This window comes from Bailinhaonella thermotolerans, assembly GCF_003594875.1.
Lineage (GTDB): Bacteria > Actinomycetota > Actinomycetes > Streptosporangiales > Streptosporangiaceae > Bailinhaonella > Bailinhaonella thermotolerans.
Window position 1 is genome coordinate 1 of the sequence record NZ_QZEY01000011.1, and the last position, 16250, is coordinate 16250.

Here is a 16250-nt window from a genome sequence, read left to right on the forward strand (position 1 = left end):
TACGGCGGAGGCGTTGCGCGAGGCTGCCAACAGATGTCCTTCCGAGGGCTCGCGGCGGACTGATCGGGCGCACGCCGGACGATGTCACAGCCGACACGAAGGGCGGAACGTCGAGGGCGCGCGTGAGAGGGCAGCATAAATGAAAACGCCGACAAATGTCCACACGTATATTGAGCGTCAACCTCTATCCCGCAAGCAGGATCGCACGCGCGCGGGGGAAACGTCAAGTCGCGCCGCGCGAAGGCCGTCCGGACGACCCCGGAGCGGCCCGTTCACCCGCCCGGGTCCACACCGTACGGCCGCGCGCGCCCGCCCGCGACGACCCCTCGCGCCGGCCGGTCTCCTCCGGCCGCGGCGGGCCCGCCGTACGGCGCCGGCCTGGCGGGCGGGGCCGGGCGGTCAGGCCTCGCTGGATGGCCGGGCGTCGCCGGGCGGCGGCTCGGTGAAGGCGCCGGCGGAGGCGGCCAGGACGACGTCGCGGGCCACGCGGTCGGGGAGGTCCGGGTCGGGCGGCAGGCGGAGCAGCGTCAGCCAGTGGTAGATCGGCGCGGTCGCGGCGACGAGCAGCCGGCGCGCGTCGGTGCGCGGCGGGAGTTCGCCGCGGCGGACCGCCCTCTCGACGATGACCTCGCAGCGGGCGTAGCGGTCCTCCCAGAGCCGCCGCACGCCGCGCGCGGCCTCCTCCGAGCGGTACGCGGCCGCGATCAGGGCCTCGGCGATCGACGGCCGCGCGGTCAGGGCGTCCTGGTTCTCGCGGTTCAGCGCCGCGAGGTCGCCCCGCAGGGAGCCGGTGTCCCGGGGCAGCCAGTCGTCGTCGCGCGTGGCTTCGAACAGGTCGGCGAGCAGGCCGCCGACGTCCCGCCAGCGCCGGTACACCGTGGCGCGGTGGACGCCCGCGCGGGCCGCGACGCCGTCCAGCGTGAGCCCGTCGTAGCCGCGCTCCCCGAGCTCGGCCCGGACCGCGTCGAGCACCTGGGCGCGGACGCGCCCGGTGCGGCCACCGGGCCGGCGGCGGATCGGCGCCGCCTCCCCGGCCTCGTGGGGAGGTGAGGTCTCGCCCGGAGGCGAAGCCTCGCGCGGTGACGGAGTCGGGGACGCCGTGTCCCCGCCTCCGGTTTGCCCTGGTGACGATGTCATGCCAGCATCTTAATGCAACAAATGTCGCGATAACGGCGGCCGTTCGACAGCACCGAGAGGAATCGCCCCATGACGTCCCCTGTTCCCGCCGACCCGACCGTGCTGCACCCGATGCCCGGGCAGCCGCGGGTGGTGCTGCTCCGGCCGCTGGTCACGTCGCCGCTGATCGAGGTCGGGGAGTACTCGTACTACGACGACCCGGACGACCCGACGGCGTTCGAGACGCGCAACGTCCTCTACCACTACGGGCCGGAGAAGCTGGTCATCGGCAAGTTCTGCGCGCTGGCCACGGGCGTGCGGTTCATCATGAACGGCGCCAACCACCGCATGGACGGCCCCTCGACGTTCCCCTTCCCCACCATGGGCGGCTCCTGGGCCGACCACTTCGACCTCCTGGCGAACCTGCCCGGCCGGGGGGACACCGTCGTCGGCAACGACGTCTGGCTCGGGAACGGCGCGACGGTGATGCCGGGCGTGCGCATCGGCCACGGCGCGATCATCGGCGCGGGCGCGGTGGTCACCTCCGACGTGCCCGACTACGGGATCGTCGGCGGCAACCCGGCGCGCCTCATCCGCACCCGCCACAGCGCGGCGGAGATCGCCCGGCTGCTGGCCGTGGCCTGGTGGGACTGGCCCGCCGACCACATCACCGCCCACATCCGCACGATCATGTCCGGCACGGTGGCCGACCTGGAGGCCGCCGCCCCCGCCTCCTGACGGGGCCCGGCTACCCGGTCCCCTGGGGCCCGGCGGGTACGGCGGGTACGGCGGTTGCGCCGGGGGCGGGGGCGACGCCCCGGACCAGGATCAGGTCGCCGGTCACGTGCCTCACCCGGAGGGGGATGATCTGCCGGTAGGCGGGCGATCCGTAGAAGCCGCGGGCGTGATCCAGGGAGGGGAACTCGATCAGGACGACGTCGCCCCGCCAGTCGCCCTCCAGCGACTCGATCGCGCCCGCGCGCACGAGGAAGCGGCCGGAGAAGGGGGCCAGGGCCGCCTCGATCCGCCGCTGGTACTCCAGCAGGTCCGGGTGCGTCTCCGTGGGCAGGTGAAGGCGCGCGAGCAGGTAGGCGGTCATCGTTTCCTCCGTGGCGGTCTCTCTCCGGGGCCGGCCCGCGGCGGGTCGTACGGCTCCGCCCGCGCCGGCCGGGCCGTACGGCTCAGCGGCGGGCGGGCATGGCCGTACGGCTCAGCGGTGCTCGCGCAGCCAGTCCAGCAGCGAGGTGCGGGCCGGGCGCCAGCCGAGCAGGTCCCTGGTCTTGGCCGAGTCGACCACCTGGTCCAGCGTGAACAGGTCGGCGGCCGGGCCCACCTCGGCCCGCGCCTCCTCCAGCGGCCAGGAGACGGCCTCGCCGCCGCCGAGCACCGCCGCGACCTCGTCCAGCCGGACGTTCTCGCTCATGCCGTGCCAGATCCGGCCCGGCCCGCTCGCGCCGAGCACGGCGACGTACAGCGCGGCCAGGTCCTCGACGTGCACGACCGGCAGGCGCACGCCAGGCTCGCCGATGTAGACGCCGACCCCCCGCTCCGCGGCCTCGCGGGCGAGCAGGCCGGCGACGAGCCCGCCGCCGTCGCCGTACGCCAGGCCGGGCCTGACCACGTGCCCGCCCGCGGCGAGCACCCGCCGCTCGGCCTCGCCCCGCCAGGAGATCAGCGGGTGCGGATCGGGGTCGCTGTCCTCGTCCGACCATCCCGGGCCCAGCACGGCGGCGCCGGTCGTGTACACCAGCGGCACCCCGGCCGCGACCAGGGCGTCCACGCCCGCCAGATCGATCTCCTCGCCCAGTGGCGGCCCGGCGTGGACCACGCGGTCGAAGCCCTCGGCGGCGGCCGTCAGCGAGGCGGGGTCGCGGAGGTCCCCCTCCACCTGGCGCCGGTTGTCCGGCAGGCCGTGCCCGCCGGGGTGACGCAGGGCGGCCACGTCGTGCCCGGCCCGCGCGGCGGCGGCCGCCACGGCCCCGCCGATGTAGCCGGTGGCCCCGATGACCAGGATGTTCACGCTGTCTCCTCCCCGCCGCCGGGCTCGGCGGCGCGGTCGATGGCGCCCGCCGACGGGCGGGCGGCCGGATGGAAGCCGGGGGCGGGTGATCGCCCGCGGCGGGTCGTAGGTGATCGCGGCTCCGGCCGTACGGCCGGAGCCCGGCGCGGGCTGGGCGCTCCCGCGCGGGTGGAGGCGGTCAGGCGGTCCGGCGCAGGTAGACGACGCGGTCCACCAGGCGCTCGGCCTGGCCGGGCGGGGTGAAGTACAGGTCGAAGGTGTGGCGGCCGCCCGGCCTGATCGTGATCACCGTGCGCATCGGGATCGTCCTGCCGGCGTGTTCGGGGCCGAGCACGCCGGGGTCGGTGAAGGAGCCGGGCAGCGTCAGCACGTCGGCGCCCTCGGCGAGGGCCGGGCCCCGGTAGGTCATGGAGGTGGGGGTGACGCTGTCGAAGGTCGTCCACTCATAGCGCCGGTCGATGCCGGAGAAGCCGAGGACGCCCAGGCGGTAGTACCGGTTCCCGCCGAGCGTGCCCTCGCTCTCCTCCCGCAGGAAGCGCCCGCCGGTCTCGGCGATCCAGCGCGTCCTGACGGTGAGGTCGCGGGAGACGACCGGCTCTCCGTCGCGGCCGAGGAGGTAGTTGTACTTGACGGCCTTCCATGTGCCCACCAGCGGGTCGAGCCGCCGATGGAAGGGCCCCGGCTCCAGGACGTTCTGGGACGCGGCCCGGGCGGGCGGGGCGGCGGCCGCGACCGTGGCGGAGGCGCCCGGCGCGCCGGTCAGGGCCAGTACGGCCGCGGCCGAGGCCGCCAGCAGGGACGGTCTCTTCGGCATGGTGGTCTCCCTTGGTGAGGCGCCGGGGGAACCGCCGCCGCGCCGGCGGGGCACGCGCCCGCGCCGGGGACTTGGGAACGGCCGTGACCCCGGGAGGCGGTGGACGCCGTCCGGCGGATCGTGATCACGACGATCGTGACAGCGGCCCGGCAAGTGCCGATAGTTCCCCGGTCATGGGACGGATGTGCATTCCGCATGGATCCTCCGGGATCGGGGCCTTGATCCCTGTAGGGTCGCGGCGTGACGACAGTGCTCTGTGTCCCGCAGTGGCAGGGGTCCGCGTCGGACGGGGCGCCGCGACTGGTGGCGGGGGCGCGCACCGCGGCGGCGCTCGTGCCCGCGAGCGCGGTGGTGACCGTGCCCGTGCTGGAGACCGGCGGGGGCAGGACGGCCGGGATCCGCGCGTACGACGCGCTCGTGGAGAACCAGCGGCTGACGCGGGAGGCGCTGGCGGGGATCGGCGACCTGGTGATCACGGTCGGCGGGGACTGCGCGGTCGACATCGCGCCGATCGAGGCCGCCCGCGCCCGGTACGGCGACGCGCTGACGGTGCTCTGGATCGACGCCCATCCCGACGTCCACAGCCCGCGGACCCTGCCGTCCGGCGCGTTCCACGGCATGGTGGTGCGCGCCCTGCTCGGGGACGGGCCGCCCGGGCTCACGCCGGAGCGGCCGCTGGCACCCCGGCAGGTGATCATCGCCGGGGAGCGGGCGGGCCACGCGACCGAGCACCGCTACCTCGCCGAGACCGGCCTGCGCAGGCACGGCGTCGCCGATCTGGAGCGGGCGTTCGACGGCCTGCGCGGGCCGGTGTACGTGCACATCGACCTCGACGTGCTGGACCCGGCGGCCTTCGGCTCGACCTGCTACCCCGAGCCGGACGGCGTACGGCCGGAGCTCCTGGCCGAGTTGGTCTGCGGGGTGGACGAGATCGTGGGGGCGGCCATCACCGAGCACGCGCCGGCGGGCGACGAGCCCGATCCGCGCGAGGCCGAGGTCATCCGCGGCCTGGCCGCCGCGCTGGCCCGCTGACGCCCGGGCCGGCGCGCTCGCGCGGTGAGATCCGGGTCACGCGCTCGTGCGGCGGCCGGATCAGGCGCGCTCGTGCGGCGGGGGCCGGTCAGGCGCGCTCGTGCGCCAGGCCGGCCTCGTAGGCCAGGATCGCGGCCTGGACCCGGTTGGCGAGGCCGAGCCGGAGCAGGATCGAGCTGACGTGGGCCTTGACGGTGCCCTCCGTCAGGAAGAGCGCGCGGGCGATCTCCTGGTTGGACATGCCGCGGCCGACCAGGCCGAGGACGTCGCGCTCGCGCGGCGTCAGCGACTCCACCCGGGCCCGCGCGGCGTCGGCCCTGGTGAGCCGGCCGGAGTTGAGCCGCGCGATCACCTTCTGGGCGATGCGGGGGGACAGGTAGGCCGCTCCCCCGGCCACCGCCCGGACCCCGATGAGCAGCTCGCGCGGGTCGGACGCCTTGAGGAGGAAGCCCGCCGCGCCCTCGCCGAGCGCCCGAGAGACGTACTCGTCCTCGTCGAAGGTGGTGAGCATGATCACCGCGACCTCGGGCGCGGCGGCGCGCAGCTCCGCCAGCGCCGCCAGGCCGTCCAGGCGCGGCATGCGCACGTCGAGCAGCGCCAGGTCGGGCCGGTGCGCCCGCACGAGTTCGACGGCCTCGCGCCCGTCGGCCGCCTCGGCCACGACGTCGATCTCGGGATCGGTGGTCAGGATCGACCGGACCCCCGCCCGGATCATGGCCTCGTCGTCGGCCAGCACCACCCGGATCACCGGCTCACCTCGTTCCCCGCCCGCCCCCACCCCGTCGTACGGAGGCCCGGCGGCCAGCCTACCGACCACGCCGGGAACATCCGGTTCGCCCCGCGGGCGTCAGGAGGCGAGCCGTGCCTCGCGGGCGGCGAGGAGGAAGAGCGCGGCGGGGACGAACACCAGGAAGAACCCGAACAACGGGAAGGTCACGTAGGCGCCGAAGGCGGCCCAGGCCAGCAGCGCCCATCCGACGTAGCCGGGGAGCGGCCGCCCCTCGCGCGCGCGTCCCACCGCCAGCAGCCCGAGGAGGAGCAGCGGCACGGCGAAGCCGCCGGGCACCGCCCAGAAGGACAGCTCGGAGTACACCGGCTTGGCCGCCCCCAGCCCGCCCTGGAGCTCCCCGGCGGCCCAGCCCGCCCAGTGCTCCGCGCCCTTGATCGCGCCCAGGACGGAGTGGCCGACGGCGATCACCACGCAGCTCCAGCCGCCCCACCTGGTGAGGGCCGCGGGCCTTACTCCCGATCGGGTCGCTGTCGTCGTGCTCATGGGGGTCCCTCCGGCCGATTCCTGTGTTGACCAACATAGGCTATACCGGTCGGCATTCGCTATGCTGAACGGCATACCTGATTGGATGGGCGGCATGGCCACGCGACGCATGGAGCAGACCCAGGAGAGCCGCCGGCGGCTGGTGACGGCCGCGGCCGAGCTCTTCGCCGAGAAGGGGTACCGGCAGACGAGCTTCATCGACATCGCCGAACGCGCCGGGATCAGCCGCGGCTCCATCCCGTGGCACTTCGGCAACAAGCCGGGCCTGCTCGAAGCCGTCGTGGACGACCAGCTCCAGGCCGTCCTGGCCGGCTTCGGCCCGGAGGCCGCCCCCTCCCCCGACCCCCTGGACCAGCTCGCCGGCTTCATCCGCCGCCCCGCCACGAGGCTGTTCATCACCCTGCTCGCCGAGGCCGTCGAGGTCGGCTCCCCCATCCGCGCCCACTACGCCCGCCTCCACGCGGCCCTCCGGGAGGCGGTCCAGGCCCGGATCCCCGCCGACTCCGTCCCGCCCGGAACCACCCGCGAAGCCCTCACCGTCCTCCTCGTGGGAGCCGTGATCGGCGTTCACGCCCAGTGGCGCGTATCCCCCGAAGCGGTGGACCTGGCAGCGGTGGAAACCACGCTCCGCGCCCTGGTCCAGGCCGCCGCGAGCCCTACGTCCTGACGTACCGAGGCGGGGACCCGCCCCCTCACGCCGCCGCGCGGTCATCGCCCGCGGCCGGGCGGCGCGGGACGGGCGGGGGCGGGTGATCAGTCGGTGGGTCTCTTCTTGGGGCGGGCGCGGAGGTGGAGGCGCTCGCCCTGCTTGCCGAAGAGGCTGAGGAACTCGACCGGCTCGTCGTCGGCGGGGCCGAACCAGTGGGGGACGCGGGTGTCGAACTCGGCGGCCTCGCCGGGCGTGAGCACCAGGTCGTGCTCGCCGAGGACGAGGCGGAGACGGCCGTTGAGGACGTAGACCCAGTCGTAGCCCTCGTGGGTCTGGGGCTCGGGCTCGCCGGGCATGTCGCCCGGGGCGAGCACGATCTTGTACGCCTGGATGCCGCCCGCCCGCCTGGTCAGGGGCAGCATCGTCATGCCGTGGTGGGTGATCGGGCGCAGGTGGATGCGCGGGTCACCGGTCGGCGGGGCGTCGACGAGCTCGTCGAGCGTGACGCCGTGCGCGCGGGCCAGGGGCAGCAGCAGCTCCAGGGTCGGTCGGCGGGCGCCGGACTCCAGCCGCGAGAGCGTGCTGATCGAGATGCCCGTGGTGGCGGACAGGTCGGTCAGGGTGATCTCCCGCTGCTGCCGCAGCGCGCGGAGCCGGGGCCCGACCGCGTCGAGTGCCTGGTCGAGGTCGTCGTCCATGCCTTCAGTTTGCCAGATCGGCAAGAGACTTTGCCAATCCGGCGCGCGGTGTCCCATAGTGTGCGCGGAGGTGGTCATCGTGATTGACCAGGTGAAAGACGGCTATGACGTGGTAGTGGCCGGAGGCGGTGCGGCGGGGCTGAGCGGGGCGCTGATGCTGGCGCGCTCGCGCCGGTCCGTGCTCGTGATCGACGCGGGCGCGCCGCGCAACGCCCCGGCCGAGGGCGTGCACGGGCTGCTCGGCCGGGAGGGCGTGAGCCCCGCCGAGCTGCTGGAGCGCGGCCGGGCGGAGGTGCGCGGGTACGGCGGGCACGTCGTCACCGGCGAGATCGCCGACGTGACGCGCGAGGACGAGGGGTTCGCGGTGAGCCTGGCCGGCGGCCGTACCGTCAGGGCTCGCCGGCTGCTGGTGGCCACGGGCCTGGTGGACGAGCTGCCGGACATCCCGGGCCTGCGGGAGCGGTGGGGCCGGGACGTCGTGCACTGCCCGTACTGCCACGGCTGGGAGATCCGCGACCAGGCGATCGGCGTGCTGGCCCTCGGGCCGATGGCGGTGCACCAGGCGCTGCTGTTCCGCCAGTTGAGCGACGACGTGGTGTTCTTCGCCCACACCGCCGCCGGGCTGCCCGCCGAGGACGCCGAACGGCTGGCCGCCCGCGGCATCCCGGTGATCGAGGGCGAGGTGACGGCCCTGGAGGTCGCCGGCGACCGGCTGACCGGGGTACGGCTGAGCGACGGCCGGGTGATCCCCCGGCAGGCGGTCGCGGCCGGGGCGCGGATGCGGCCGCGCGCCGGATTCCTGGCCGGGATCGGGCTGTCGCCGGCCGAGCATCCGAGCGGCGCGGGCGAGCACATCCCGGCGGACGCCGCCGGCCGTACGGCGGTGCCGGGCGTCTGGGCCGCGGGGAACGTCACCGACCTGTCGGCCCAGGTGGGTGCGTCGGCGGCGGCGGGAGCCCTGGCCGGGGCGCACATCAACGCCGACCTGATCGCCGAGGAGACGGCCCGGGCGGTCGCCGCGCGGCGAGACGGGTTCTCCGCCGAGTCGGAGGCACTGGTGGGGCGAGGGGCCGGGGGCGACCGCCGGCACGGACTGTGAGGCAAGGAGCTGTCATGCCCGAGGAATTCGACGAGGCGTACTGGGAGGGGCGGTACCGCGAGCACACGGTGTCCCGCCGGCTGGAGCCGAACCCGTACCTGGCGGAGGCGGCCGGGGGGCTGCCGCCCGGCGCGGCGCTGGAGGCCGGGTGCGGCACCGGAACCGACGCCGTCTGGCTCGCCTCGCGGGGGTGGCGGGTGACCGGGGTGGACATCTCGGACACCGCGCTGGAGCACGCGCGTGAGCACGCCCGGGAGTCCGGGGTCGCGGACCGGATCGACTGGGTGCGGGCCGACCTGACCGGCTGGACGCCCGCCGAGGAGGGGTTCGCCCTGGTCTACTCCCACTACGTGCATCCGGCCGCCGGGCCCGGGCCGCTGTTCCGGCGGCTGGCGGCGGCGGTCGCGCCGGGCGGCACCCTGCTCATCGTGGACCACCACCCGCCCCCCGCCGGCGACGCGGGCCACACCGCGCACGGGGACGGGCACGCCGTCCACACCACGCACGGGGACGGGCAGGCCGGGCACGGGGACGGCGGCGACGCCGCGCACGGGGAGCACGGTCACGGCGGCGGGGCGCACGGAGGGCACGGGCACGCCCCGGGCGCCGGGCCGCACGGCGGACACGGTGATCACGGCGGGCACGGGCACGGCTCCGGGCCGCTGGTCCACCTCACGCCGGAGGAGATCGCGGCCGCCCTCGACCCGGCCGGCTGGGAGGTCGTCGCCGCCGAGTTCCGGACGAGGACCGTGACGAACCCGCGCGGGCACGGCACGGTCCTGCACGACTCCGTCGTACGCGCCCGCAGGCGCCCCTGATCCGGAACGTCTTCCCGGGCGCCCCCGGTCCGGAGCGCCTCCGCCCGGAGCGCCCCTGACCCCGGGCGTTCCCGGCCCGCGCCCGCTCCCCGGGCCGCCGGGCCAGGCCCCCGCCCGCCGTACGACGAGGGAGATCGGCCCCTGGCGTACGGCGGGCGCGGTCACGCGGACGTGGTGACGACGATCTTGCCGAACTGGTCGCCGGTCTCCATGTGCCGGTGCGCCTCGACGATCTCCTCCAGCGGGAACACGCGGTCCACCACCGGCCGGAACGCGCCGTCGCGCAGGCCCGAGGCGACGAACTCGGTCCCCCGGCGCAGACGCTCGGGGTCGCGCATGGTCTCCAGCACGGTGTACGTCCGCATGTTGAGGGCGGGCATGCCCAGGTCGAACCCCGGGTACGGCGTCGGCAGGCCGCTGAGCGCGCCGTACAGGAAGTGCGTGCCGCCGGGCGCGACGGCCCGCGCCAGGTCGGTCACCCCGGGCCCGGCGACGGCGTCGAAGACGTACTCCACGCCCCGGCCGCCGGTCAGCTCCATCAGCCGGGTCGGCACGTCCTCCTCGCCGGCGACGATCACCTCGGCCGCGCCCTCCGCGAGCAGCCGCTCCCGCTTGCCGTTCCCGCGCGTGATGGCGATCGGCCGCGCGCCGACGCGGTTCGCCGTCTGGATCGCGGCCAGCCCGACACCGCTGGAGGCGGCGTTGAGCGCCACCGCGTCGCCGGGGCGCATGCCGCCCACCTCGACCAGCGCGCCGTACGCCGTGAGGTACGGCATCCACACGGCCGCGCCCGCCACCGCGTCCATGCCGTCGGGCCGGCGCAGCAGCGCCCACGCGGGGACGATCGCGCGTTCGGCGTAGACGCCGTAGTCGTTCTGGGAGAAACCGGGCACGGTGCTGACCGCCTGCCCGGGCGCGAACCCGGTCACGCCCGGCCCCACGGCCTCGACCACCCCGGCGGCCTCGGCGCCGAGCCGCGCCGGGAACCGCCTGACCGGCTCGATGTAGACGCCCCGCCGGAACAGGGCCTCGGCCCGGTTGAGCCCGATGGCCTCGACCCGGATCCGCACCTCGCCGGGGCCCGGCTCGCCCGGCTCCAGGTCCTCCACCCGCATCACCTCGGGTCCGCCGAGCTCGTGGAAACGTACGACCTTCGTCATGTGGGGCTCCTCCCGATCCGTCTGGCGTGGATCACCTAAGCCCATAAGTACGATCGCTGTCAAACTACGAATCTCGTCGAACTACGATCGCTGTCGTACGATGGACCCATGAGCGACGCCCGCACCGCGCCCGAGCCCGGCGACTTCGACCTCCAGAAGGTCCTGGAGGCCCTGGTCGATCCGGTACGGCGGAGCATCCTCGCCCAGCTCGACGCCGCCGGGGAGGATCTCCGCTGCGGCCTCGTGGACATCCCGGTGAGCAAGTCCACCGCGACCCACCACTTCAAGGTGCTGCGCGAGGCCGGCCTGATCCGCCAGTACTACGTGGGCACGGCCCGCATGAGCGGCCTGCGCCGCGCCGAGGTCGAGGAGGCGTTCCCCGGCCTGCTCGACATCGTGATCCCCCGGCACGCCACCGTGCCCTGATCCAGGGGGCGCCCGCCTGCCGGCCGCCCGCCGTCCGGCGCGGACGTCCCCCACGAGGCGGCGTGCGCGCGTCCCTCGCCGCCCGGCCTGGAGCCGCGCGCGGATGACGGCGTCGTGCGCCTGGCAGATCCCACCGCGACCGCCCGCCCCCGCTGTTCGGCCTGACCGGGGACGCCGCCCGGCCCAGGCCGCCCCCGGGGGCGTCACCGCCCGCTCCCCGCCGCCTGCCGTCCCGCCCCCGCCTGACCCCCGCGCCGCCGTACGGCGGGCGAGCCTAGGCGGAGACCTCGGCCGGGCGCGCGGGCCCGGGGTCTCGCCCGGCGGACCGGCGGCCGAGGGCGACCGCGGCGGACAGGAGCACCGGGAGCGCCGCGGCGAGGAAGCACACGGGCAGCGGGACCCGCTCGACCAGCAGGCCCACCGCGCCCGCCGACGCCGACGACCCCGCGTTGAACGCCGTGCCGATCCAGGTGATCGCCCGGGTGCGCGCCTCACGGGCGGCGGTCTCGTCGGCGATCAGGTAGGCGGTCGTCAGCGCCGGGGCCACGCACACCCCGCCGAGCGCCGCCATCGCGATCAGCGGGTAGGGGTGCGGGAACAGGCCCATCGCGGCCAGGGTCAGCCCGAGCGCCGCGCCGAGCGCCCCCAGCCGGGCCATGGTCGAGACCCGCCACCGCACGGCCCCGTAGGCCAGCCCGCCGATCGCGCTCCCCGCCGACAGCGCCGCCATGGTCCACGGCACCGTCCCCGGCCGCCCGTGCTCGTCGGCGACCGCGATCACGAGCAGTTCCACCGCCCCGAGCGCCATGCCCAGCCCCGCGGCCACGCCGATCGCCCGCCCCAGCGCCGCGCCGTACGGCCTGCGCGGCCGCCTGGAAAGCGCCCGGTACGGCCGAGCTGCGGCGGCACCATCGGCCCCATCGGCCCCGGTGGAGCCGATGGTGCCGGCGGTTTCACCGGTGCCGGCGGTTTCGGTGGTTCCGGCCGGGCGTGCGCGGAGCGCCGGGGACCAGGCCAGCGCGAGGGAGCCCGAAAGGATCAGCAGCGCGCTCGCCGCGACCCCGGTCCAGGGCGGCGCGACCTGGATCAGCAGCCCCACCAGCAGCGGCCCGGTGACGTAGAGGAGTTCCTCGGCGACCGTGTCCAGGCTGTAGGCCCGCTGGAGCAGGGCGCGATCGGGCAGGAGGTCGCTCCAGAGCGCCCGCATCGTCGGCCCGAGCGGCGGCGTGCCGAGCCCGGCCACCGCCGCCAGCACCGCCAGCAGGAGACCCGGGGCCCCGGGCCGGGAGGTCGCCAGCGCCAGCCCGCCCAGCGCGACCGCGTAGCCGAACGCCATGGGCGGGAGGGCCCGCCGCGGGCCGTACCGGTCCACCAGCGCGGCGCGGACCGGGCTGCCGAGCACGCTGGCGAACCCGAACAGCGCCGTCACGGTGCCGAGCATTGAGAACGAGCCGGTGCTCTCCTTGACGGCCAGCGCCAGCGACAGGAAGACGGTCCCGTAGGACAGCCGCCCCACCAGGGCGGCGCAGAAGCCGAACAGGGCATGGGGCGTCCGCAGCACGGCGGCGTACGACGGAGCCCGGGAGGACGAAGACACGATCATGTTCCTCGGGTCGGGAGCGCGGCGGGGCGCGCACGGGTCTCAGGCCGGCGAGTGCCACACGCGGGCGGCGCGGGCGGGGCGGCCTTCTACGCGAACAGGAGGAACATGCCGATCACGGTAGCACGCGGCGGCTGACCGCCCCCGCCCTCTCCGCCCCCGCCCTCTCCGGCCGCGCCCGATCCCGGCCCGCGTCCCGGCTGCCGCGGCTCAGGGGGCGGGCGGCGGAGGCACGCGGGCGGCACCCGGCTCCTCTTCCCCGGCGTCTCCGGCGTCCGCGGCGTCTCCGGCTTCCGCGGCAGGGGTACGGCGGGGCGCCGGGGCGACCGCGCGGAGGCCGGCGAGGTCGTGGGCGGACAGGGCGGCCCAGGCGGCGAACAGGACGTCGAGGGCGAGCGCGATGGGGGCGAGCGAGGGCGACGGCGGCTCGGGGTACACACCGGGCCCCGTGACCAGGGCGAGGTCGGCGTCGGATGACGACCCCGGCTCGGCGATCGCCGCCCAGGCGATCACGAGGGCGATGGACATGCCCCAGGCGAGGCCGGTCCGGGTGGTCAGGACGGTCCGGCGGCCGTCGCGGGACTGGGACCACAGCGTCACGAACATCCACGGCAGCGCGTACACCCCGGCCAGGAGCATCCCCTCCGCGGCGAGCTCCTCGACCAGGCTCACGGCGCTCGTGAGGAGCACGGCGAGCAGGCCGGTCACCAGGCCGATCAGGCGCGCCGCGCGGGGGGCGGCGAGGACGCGGAAGAAGAGCACGACCACGGCGAGGCGCAGGGCGCCGGAGATCACCCAGGGGACCGGGAGCAGCAGGCGCGCCACGTGGTCGGCGGCCAGGCCGTACAACGCCCAGCGGAGAAGGCGGACCGGCCGATCGGCGGGCGGCGTGACGCCGGCGACCGGACCGCGCAGGATGTGCCAGATCGCCCAGGTCTGCACGAGGACGGTCATGAACAGGACCGGAGGGTCGGCCGTCAGGGACCCGCGCAGGCCGCCCGGATCCGCGACCGCCGCGAGGAGGTCGTCGTTCCCGGCGGCGAAGGCGGCGGCCGCCAGGGCCGCGTAGAGGATCGTGAGGGGTCCGGCGATCCGGCCGTGACGGTAGCGGCGCACGTGCACTTCCTGGGCGGGACGAAGGGGGATCGAGAACGCGAAGCGCCCCACCATACCGGCCGGACCGCGGATCGGGATCTTGGAGTCAGGCGCGCCCGCCGGCCTCGCGGGCGGCGTCCTCCACGCGGCGGTGGTAGGCCTCCCACCAGGCGCGGTCGCCTGCGGCCAGGCTCGCGGCCCCGGGCCGCAGGCCGGCCGCGCCGTCGATGAGCTCGCGGACGATGTCGGCGTGGCCGGCGTGGCGCTGGAGGTCGGAGATCACGTGGACCAGGACCTGGTGCAGCGTCACCGCGCGGCGCTCCTCCGGCCACCACGGCACCGCGCCCGCCGCGTCCAGGGGCAGCGCCGCGATCGTCTCGTCCGAGTGCGCCCACGCGCGGCGGAACAGATCGACGATCTCCTCGCGGGACTCGTCAGGGGTGGCCCACATGTCCGCGTTGTCCTCGGCGCCCGCGGCCAGCCACGGCGGCGGCACGTCGAAGAACGGGCGGCCGAACGTGTCCCCGAAGTAGCCGGTCTCGACTCCTACGGCGTGCTTGACCAGGCCGAGGAGGTTGGTGCCGGTCGGCGTCAGCGGACGGCGGGCGTCGTATTCCGACAGGCCGTCGAGCTTCCACACCAGGGCCTCGCGGGCGGCCTGGAGGTAGCGGAGCAGGTCGGACTTGGCCTTGGCGTCGGCGGGCTCGTTCATCGCGGCAGTCTCCCACGCGGGACCGGCACGACCGCACGGCGGGCCCGCCCCGCGCGCAAAGGCCCCGGTGACGAGGTCCTGCCCGGGGCGGGGCTGCAGGGGCCCGCCCCGCGCGCGCAAAGGCCCCGGGACGGCACCCGGGGCCTCGGTGCCCGCTCACGCCTTGCCCGTGGTCTCCAGCATCTCCAGGTAGTGCTCGTTGTACATGATGCCGAGGACGTTGCCGAACGGGTCGAGCACCGACGCGGTGATGTACCCGCCATCGCCCCAGTTGGTGATCGGCTGGTACTCCTTCGCGCCGAGCGACAGCAGCCGCGCGAAGGCCGCCTCGATGTCGTCCACGTGCCAGTACATGACCACCCCGCCCGGCTCGGCCGCGGCGCCCGGCGGCGCCCAGCGGCGGTCGAGCAGGCCGAGCTCGTGCTGGTAATCCCCGACGCGGAACTCGACGTATCCGGGCTCGCCGTTGGGGCCGCTGCGCTCGAAGTACGGCTCGACGCCGAGGACCTCGGCGTACCACCGGCTGGCGGCCTTCAGGTCGTCGGCCCAGTAGTTGATCGTGGTGAATCCGCGGAGCATGAGTCCTCCTTCGTCGCCGCGGGCGGTCCGGGCTCCCCGTGGTCCTTCCGCCCTTTCCACTGATCACGCTACAGACCATTGCGGAACCTCCGTTTCCGCAATATCTGCCAGAATCGGAAGATGTTGGAAACCTCCGTACGGCTCCTGCGGCTGCTGTCGCTGCTCCAGACGCGGCGGGACTGGAGCGGGGCCGAACTGGCCGGCCGGCTCGGGGTGACGACCCGCACCGTGCGCAACGACGTCGAACGGCTGCGCATCCTGGGCTACCAGGTGGACTCCAGCACCGGCGTCACCGGCGGCTACCGGCTCGTCCCCGGCAAGGAGGTGCCGCCGCTCCTGCTGGACGACGACGAGGCGGTCGCGGTCGCGCTGGGCCTGGCCGCGGCCGCCGGCGGGACCGTCAGCGGCATCGCCGAGACCTCCGTGCGCGCGCTCGCCAAGCTGGAACGCACCCTCCCGTCCCGGCTGCGCCGCCGGGTGGACGCGCTGCGCTCGGCGACGATCTCCGCGGCCGGGGGCGGGCCGACCGTGGACGCCGAGATCCTGACCACGATCGCCGCCGCCGCGCGCGACCACGAGCAACTGCGCTTCGACTACCTGGGCCACGACGGCGACGACAGCACGCGCCGGGCCGAGCCGTACCGCCTGGTCTACACCGGGCGGCGGTGGTACCTGCTGGCCTGGGACGTCGACCGGCGGGACTGGCGCACGTTCCGTGCCGACCGCATCCGGCCGAGGACGCCGAACGGCCCCCGCTTCACCCCGCGCGAGCCGCCCGAGGACGCCGCCACCCACGTCCTGCGCGGCGTCGGCTCCCGCGCCTGGAGCCACCGGGTGCGGGTGCGGCTGCACGCGCCCGCCGAGACGATCGCCGCGCGCATCCCGTCCACGGCGGGCGTCCTCACGGCGGTGGACGAGAACACGTCCCTGCTGGAGTCCGGTGGCAGCTCGTACCAGAACCTGGCCGGTTTCCTGGGGACCCTGGACGTGGACTTCACCGTCCTGGACCCGCCCGAGTTCGCCGACTTCCTGCGGGCGCTCACGGACCGCTTCCAGCGGGCGGTCGAATGAGCCGCGCGGTCCCGGCGGCTAGGATCGGATGCGCGCCGCCGGGCGCGCCCGGTCCGCGGGGAAGGGATCATCCCACCGGCAGCATGAG

19 protein-coding genes are annotated in these 16250 nt (G+C 75.6%); 7 read left to right on the plus strand and 12 right to left on the minus strand.

Annotated features, from left to right (window positions below):
• Nucleotides 1-399: 399 nt before the first annotated feature.
• Nucleotides 400-1137 carry a TetR/AcrR family transcriptional regulator gene (locus tag D5H75_RS24880; RefSeq protein ID WP_119928959.1) on the minus strand — a complete coding sequence of 246 codons (738 nt, stop codon included), beginning with the start codon at nucleotides 1135-1137 and terminating at the stop codon, nucleotides 400-402.
• A 69-nt stretch (nucleotides 1138-1206) separates the two neighbouring features.
• Between D5H75_RS24880 and D5H75_RS24885 the strand changes: the two genes are divergently transcribed.
• Nucleotides 1207-1854, plus strand: coding sequence for a CatB-related O-acetyltransferase (locus tag D5H75_RS24885; protein WP_119928960.1), 648 nt, complete (start codon nucleotides 1207-1209; stop codon nucleotides 1852-1854).
• A gap of 10 nt (nucleotides 1855-1864) precedes the next feature.
• Here the strand turns inward: D5H75_RS24885 and D5H75_RS24890 are convergent, their stop codons facing one another.
• From D5H75_RS24890 to D5H75_RS24900, 3 genes are all read right to left on the minus strand, one after another.
• A complete protein-coding gene (locus D5H75_RS24890; protein ID WP_119928961.1) occupies nucleotides 1865-2215 on the minus strand; it encodes a DUF1330 domain-containing protein in 351 nt (116 codons plus the stop codon).
• Nucleotides 2216-2326: 111 nt separating this feature from the next.
• The gene (locus tag D5H75_RS24895) at nucleotides 2327-3136 is read right to left on the minus strand and encodes an NAD-dependent epimerase/dehydratase family protein (RefSeq protein WP_119928962.1); all 810 of its coding nucleotides are present in this window, start codon (nucleotides 3134-3136) and stop codon (nucleotides 2327-2329) included.
• 178 nt (nucleotides 3137-3314) lie between these two features.
• Nucleotides 3315-3950 carry a DUF1579 family protein gene (locus tag D5H75_RS24900; RefSeq protein WP_119928963.1) on the minus strand — a complete coding sequence of 212 codons (636 nt, stop codon included), beginning with the start codon at nucleotides 3948-3950 and terminating at the stop codon, nucleotides 3315-3317.
• Nucleotides 3951-4190: 240 nt separating this feature from the next.
• Here D5H75_RS24900 and D5H75_RS24905 point away from each other — a divergent pair, with 240 nt between their 5' ends.
• A complete protein-coding gene (locus D5H75_RS24905; protein ID WP_202638482.1) occupies nucleotides 4191-4982 on the plus strand; it encodes an arginase family protein in 792 nt (263 codons plus the stop codon).
• Between the two features lie 88 nt (nucleotides 4983-5070).
• Here the strand turns inward: D5H75_RS24905 and D5H75_RS24910 are convergent, their stop codons facing one another.
• Both D5H75_RS24910 and D5H75_RS24915 read right to left on the minus strand, forming a co-directional pair.
• Entirely contained in the window at nucleotides 5071-5730 is a 660-nt protein-coding gene (locus D5H75_RS24910) for a response regulator (protein ID WP_119928965.1), read from the minus strand.
• 99 nt (nucleotides 5731-5829) lie between these two features.
• Nucleotides 5830-6255, minus strand: a complete 426-nt coding sequence (locus D5H75_RS24915) for a DUF6463 family protein (RefSeq protein WP_147425271.1) — start codon at nucleotides 6253-6255, stop codon at nucleotides 5830-5832.
• Nucleotides 6256-6349: 94 nt separating this feature from the next.
• Here D5H75_RS24915 and D5H75_RS24920 point away from each other — a divergent pair, with 94 nt between their 5' ends.
• Nucleotides 6350-6922: a TetR/AcrR family transcriptional regulator gene (locus D5H75_RS24920; RefSeq protein WP_119928967.1), complete on the plus strand. Its 573-nt coding sequence runs from the start codon at nucleotides 6350-6352 to the stop codon at nucleotides 6920-6922.
• Between the two features lie 86 nt (nucleotides 6923-7008).
• Here D5H75_RS24920 and D5H75_RS24925 read toward each other — a convergent pair whose 3' ends face one another.
• Nucleotides 7009-7602 (minus strand): helix-turn-helix domain-containing protein, encoded by a 594-nt coding sequence (locus tag D5H75_RS24925; protein WP_119928968.1) that lies wholly within the window; start codon nucleotides 7600-7602, stop codon nucleotides 7009-7011.
• 76 nt (nucleotides 7603-7678) lie between these two features.
• Between D5H75_RS24925 and D5H75_RS24930 the strand changes: the two genes are divergently transcribed.
• Nucleotides 7679-8701 carry an NAD(P)/FAD-dependent oxidoreductase gene (locus tag D5H75_RS24930; RefSeq protein ID WP_422674054.1) on the plus strand — a complete coding sequence of 341 codons (1023 nt, stop codon included), beginning with the start codon at nucleotides 7679-7681 and terminating at the stop codon, nucleotides 8699-8701.
• Between the two features lie 14 nt (nucleotides 8702-8715).
• Nucleotides 8716-9519: a class I SAM-dependent methyltransferase gene (locus D5H75_RS41905; protein ID WP_202638484.1), complete on the plus strand. Its 804-nt coding sequence runs from the start codon at nucleotides 8716-8718 to the stop codon at nucleotides 9517-9519.
• Between the two features lie 161 nt (nucleotides 9520-9680).
• On the opposite strand, the gene D5H75_RS24940 is transcribed toward D5H75_RS41905, so the two are convergent.
• Complete coding sequence (locus tag D5H75_RS24940; protein WP_119928969.1) at nucleotides 9681-10679, minus strand: zinc-dependent alcohol dehydrogenase family protein; 999 nt, start codon at nucleotides 10677-10679, stop codon at nucleotides 9681-9683.
• A gap of 108 nt (nucleotides 10680-10787) precedes the next feature.
• Between D5H75_RS24940 and D5H75_RS24945 the strand changes: the two genes are divergently transcribed.
• Entirely contained in the window at nucleotides 10788-11105 is a 318-nt protein-coding gene (locus D5H75_RS24945; protein ID WP_119928970.1) for an ArsR/SmtB family transcription factor, read from the plus strand.
• A 274-nt stretch (nucleotides 11106-11379) separates the two neighbouring features.
• Here the strand turns inward: D5H75_RS24945 and D5H75_RS24950 are convergent, their stop codons facing one another.
• The 4 genes from D5H75_RS24950 to D5H75_RS24965 all read right to left on the minus strand — a co-directional run bounded on the left by D5H75_RS24950 (nucleotide 11380) and on the right by D5H75_RS24965 (nucleotide 15091).
• Nucleotides 11380-12702, minus strand: coding sequence for an MFS transporter (locus D5H75_RS24950; RefSeq protein WP_202638485.1), 1323 nt, complete (start codon nucleotides 12700-12702; stop codon nucleotides 11380-11382).
• A 213-nt stretch (nucleotides 12703-12915) separates the two neighbouring features.
• On the minus strand, nucleotides 12916-13821 hold the full coding sequence (locus tag D5H75_RS24955) for a hypothetical protein (RefSeq protein ID WP_119928971.1): 906 nt from the start codon (nucleotides 13819-13821) through the stop codon (nucleotides 12916-12918).
• A gap of 85 nt (nucleotides 13822-13906) precedes the next feature.
• On the minus strand, nucleotides 13907-14512 hold the full coding sequence (locus D5H75_RS24960; RefSeq protein ID WP_119928972.1) for a DinB family protein: 606 nt from the start codon (nucleotides 14510-14512) through the stop codon (nucleotides 13907-13909).
• Nucleotides 14513-14668: 156 nt separating this feature from the next.
• Complete coding sequence (locus D5H75_RS24965; RefSeq protein WP_119928973.1) at nucleotides 14669-15091, minus strand: VOC family protein; 423 nt, start codon at nucleotides 15089-15091, stop codon at nucleotides 14669-14671.
• A 120-nt stretch (nucleotides 15092-15211) separates the two neighbouring features.
• Between D5H75_RS24965 and D5H75_RS24970 the strand changes: the two genes are divergently transcribed.
• On the plus strand, nucleotides 15212-16162 hold the full coding sequence (locus D5H75_RS24970) for a helix-turn-helix transcriptional regulator (RefSeq protein WP_119928974.1): 951 nt from the start codon (nucleotides 15212-15214) through the stop codon (nucleotides 16160-16162).
• The last annotated feature ends 88 nt before the right edge of the window (nucleotides 16163-16250 follow it).